The sequence below is a fragment of the Vibrio sp. D173a genome (assembly GCF_030248475.1).
The window spans coordinates 1-3,335 of sequence record NZ_JAHGAH010000301.1 but is presented as its reverse complement, the minus strand read 5'-3'; the positions used below and the strand labels follow the sequence as shown (position 1 = coordinate 3,335).

At 45.2% G+C, this 3,335-nt stretch carries 5 protein-coding genes; all 5 read left to right on the top strand.

What is annotated here, in order from left to right; translation table 11 throughout:
- Positions 1–458, top strand: a 458-nt coding sequence (locus KIV40_RS24725; protein ID WP_285351831.1) for a type II secretion system F family protein, incomplete at its 5' end; no start/stop codon positions are given.
- Positions 459–530: 72 nt separating this feature from the next.
- On the top strand, positions 531–1,400 hold the full coding sequence (locus KIV40_RS24720; RefSeq protein WP_012128879.1) for an A24 family peptidase: 870 nt from the start codon (positions 531–533) through the stop codon (positions 1,398–1,400).
- On the top strand, positions 1,401–2,015 hold the full coding sequence (gene coaE / locus KIV40_RS24715; RefSeq protein ID WP_012128880.1) for a dephospho-CoA kinase: 615 nt from the start codon (positions 1,401–1,403) through the stop codon (positions 2,013–2,015).
- A 27-nt stretch (positions 2,016–2,042) separates the two neighbouring features.
- Positions 2,043–2,783 (top strand): cell division protein ZapD, encoded by a 741-nt coding sequence (gene zapD / locus KIV40_RS24710; protein ID WP_012128881.1) that lies wholly within the window; start codon positions 2,043–2,045, stop codon positions 2,781–2,783.
- A gap of 62 nt (positions 2,784–2,845) precedes the next feature.
- Positions 2,846–3,040 (top strand): DNA gyrase inhibitor YacG, encoded by a 195-nt coding sequence (gene yacG / locus KIV40_RS24705; protein WP_005534053.1) that lies wholly within the window; start codon positions 2,846–2,848, stop codon positions 3,038–3,040.
- Positions 3,041–3,335 lie beyond the last annotated feature (295 nt).

The following is a 3,335-nucleotide window of genomic DNA, read 5'->3' as shown; positions in this document are numbered from 1 at the left end:
TTGTGTATAAGAGACAGCCTATCTTGGGGCCTGTATTATCCAAAGCAGCCATTGCCAAGTTTAGCCGTACTTTAGCAACCAGCTTTAGTGCGGGTATTCCAATTCTCACCGCATTAAAAACCACCTCAAAAACCTCCGGTAACATGCACTATCAATTAGCAATTGAAGAAGTGTATCGAGACACTGCAGCTGGTATGCCTATGTATATTGCCATGCGGAACTGTAACGTTTTCCCTGAGCTAGTACTGCAAATGGTCATGATAGGTGAAGAGTCAGGTCGATTGGATGACATGCTCAACAAGATAGCCGCTATTTATGAGTTCGAAGTGGATAATACCGTTGATAATCTGAGTAAGATTTTAGAACCATTGATCATCGTCTTTCTTGGCGTGGTGGTTGGTGGTCTAGTCACAGCAATGTACTTACCAATCTTTAATTTGATGAGCGTATTAGGATAGAATGATTCTTTAGCAAATTAATACCATCAAAACAGCATCTTGCTTATTTGATTCATCGCTCAAGAGACAGATATGGAAGTATTCCAGTACTACCCATGGCTATTCGTTGTGTTTGCCACAATTTTCGGTTTGATTGTGGGTAGTTTCCTCAACGTGGTTATTTACCGTTTACCCAAGATCATGGAACTAGAATGGCGACGTGAGTGCGCTGAATCCTTCCCTGAATATAAGATTGAACCACCCAAAGAGACGCTGACGTTAAGTGTACCTCGCTCGTCTTGTCAGCAATGCGGAACACCCATTCGCATCCGAGACAACATTCCGGTAATTAGCTGGCTATTGCTGAAAGGCAAGTGCCACAACTGCCAAGCGCCCATCAGTGCTCGCTACCCTCTTATTGAACTGCTTACTGCGTTTTGTTCGGGTTTTATCGCTTTTCATTTCGGTTTTAGCTACTTCACTGTAGCGCTGGTTTTCTTTACCTTTGTATTGATTGCTGCCACGTTTATCGACCTCGATACCATGTTGTTGCCAGACCAACTGACTCTACCATTGATGTGGGCAGGTATCGCACTTGCTCTTGCTGGTATCAGTCCTGTCAGCCTACAAGATTCTATCATTGGTGCAATGGCGGGCTATCTGTGTCTTTGGAGTGTTTACTGGCTGTTTAAACTCCTAACAGGCAAAGAAGGCATGGGCTATGGTGACTTTAAACTCCTTGCGGCATTGGGCGCTTGGTTGGGTTGGCAATCTCTACCGATGATCATTTTGCTCTCTTCGGTGGTCGGCGTCATCTTTGGTCTTATCCAACTGCGCTTGCAAAAACAAGGTATCGAGAAAGCCTTTCCTTTCGGCCCTTACCTTGCGATTGCTGGCTGGGTGAGCCTAATTTGGGGCCATCAAATCCTCAACTGGTACTTTACGTCGATTCTAGGAGTGTAAATGGCTTTCGTTATTGGCCTTACTGGTGGTATTGCAAGTGGCAAGACTACGGTGGCAAACCTATTCAAACAGCAGTTCAAGATCGACATTGTCGATGCTGATATCGTGGCTCGCGAAGTCGTGGAGCCTGGAACTCCAGGACTAAATGCCATCATTGAGCACTTTGGTGCTGATATTGTCCGCGATGATCAAATGCTGGATAGAGCCAAGCTAAGAGAGAGAATTTTCTCTAATCCAGAAGAAAAGGCTTGGTTAAACGGCTTATTGCACCCAATGATTCGTGAAAAGATGATCGAAGACTTGGAGCAAGTCACATCGGACTACGCGCTTTTAGTTGTACCTTTATTAGTAGAGAATAAGCTTGATAGCTTATGTGATCGCGTTCTTGTTGTAGATGTTGACCCACAAACCCAGATCTCAAGAACCGTAAAACGCGATAATGTCAGCGAAGAGCAAGCAAAAGCCATCTTGGCATCCCAAGCTTCTCGTGAGCAACGACTTGCTCTGGCCGATGATGTGGTGAAGAATAATCCAGATGACCCAGATCTTTTGCTTCAAATCACAGATTTACACGAAAAGTACCTAGCCATGTGTAAGAAAAATCTGCGAAAATAGGAATGAAACTCACCAAGGCTACTGTCGATGACCACGCACAAATTTGAACATCCGTTAAATGAAAAAACTCGCATCTACTTAAGAGTTGAGTCTTTGCTGCGTCAGGCTCACCTAGCCTCTGGTTTTGCTGATAACCACCAATATCAGCTGTTCTTCCGCGCGCTTTTCGATATGGTCGAAATCTTTGAGCAGATCCAGCTGAAAAGCGAGTTGGCGAAAGATCTAGAGAAGCAGCGTTTAGCTTATCGTAACTGGTTAAATGTTGATGGTGTCGATCAACAGGCACTTGGCGAACTGCTTAATGAGATCGATGTCGTTCATAGCCAACTGATGACGGCTGAGCGTTTCGGTCAAGCGCTTAAGGAAGATCGTTTCCTAAGCTCAATCCGCCAGCGTTTTAACTTACCGGGTGGTTCGTGTTGTTTCGACCTACCGGCTTTGCATTACTGGCTTCATTTACCGATTGAGCGTAAAAAGCACGATGCTGACCAATGGCAAGCAAGCTTAAAGCCGCTCTCTGATGCCTTAGCTCTATGGCTGAAGCTGACTCGTGAAACGGGCCACTTTAAAGCCCAAATCGCCCGTGCAGGGTTCTTCCAAAGTGACGCGGATGAAGCCAATATCCTACGTTTACACATCCCAATGGAATACGGTGTTTACCCGATGATTTCGGGTCATAAGAACCGTTTTGCCATCAAATTCATGGCCTTTGAAAGTGGTCAAGCTTGCACGCAAGACGTCGAGTTTGAACTTGCGGTTTGTAGCTAAGCACAAGACGCACTACTATTGCCTTAATACCTTTGAACACCGAATAAATAGGACGAATGACGATGTCTAAAATTACTGTCGTTCCATGCCCACAATGTGGTGCAGACGTTGAATGGGGCGAGCAAAGTCCTCACCGCCCTTTTTGTAGCAAGCAGTGCCAAATGATTGATTTTGGCGAATGGGCTGATGAAGAAAATACCATTGCTGGTGCTCCGGATATGTCGGACAGCGATGGTTGGTCTGAAGATCAGTACTAAAGAATTGAGAGGCTAGAGTCGAGATACGACAGCGCTACGCTTCGAAAATAAAGAGAAGGGTTGATGTGAGAACATCGGCCCTTTTTGTTTTTTAGCATATCGAAAGAGAGATTCCCGACAATGCTCCTTCGTCGCTTTCGGGAATGACACCGTTTGGGTTCATTTGTTTTTATTCGTCATCCTCAAGGGCGAGGGACGTATATGGACTCCCCTAGTAATGCAAGAAGCTTAAGTTAGCGGTTTACAAGTGCACGTATATCCGGTTTCTTTATGGGGAGCTACCCCGAACCTCTAT

Excerpts from the sequence above, each read along its gene's own strand:
- zapD (WP_012128881.1), top strand. The coding sequence starts at position 2,043 with ATGACCACGCACAAATTTGAACATCCGTTAAATGAAAAAACTCGCATC.
- KIV40_RS24720 (WP_012128879.1), top strand. The coding sequence starts at position 531 with ATGGAAGTATTCCAGTACTACCCATGGCTATTCGTTGTGTTTGCCACA.
- coaE (WP_012128880.1), top strand. The coding sequence starts at position 1,401 with ATGGCTTTCGTTATTGGCCTTACTGGTGGTATTGCAAGTGGCAAGACT.
- yacG (WP_005534053.1), top strand. The coding sequence starts at position 2,846 with ATGTCTAAAATTACTGTCGTTCCATGCCCACAATGTGGTGCAGACGTT.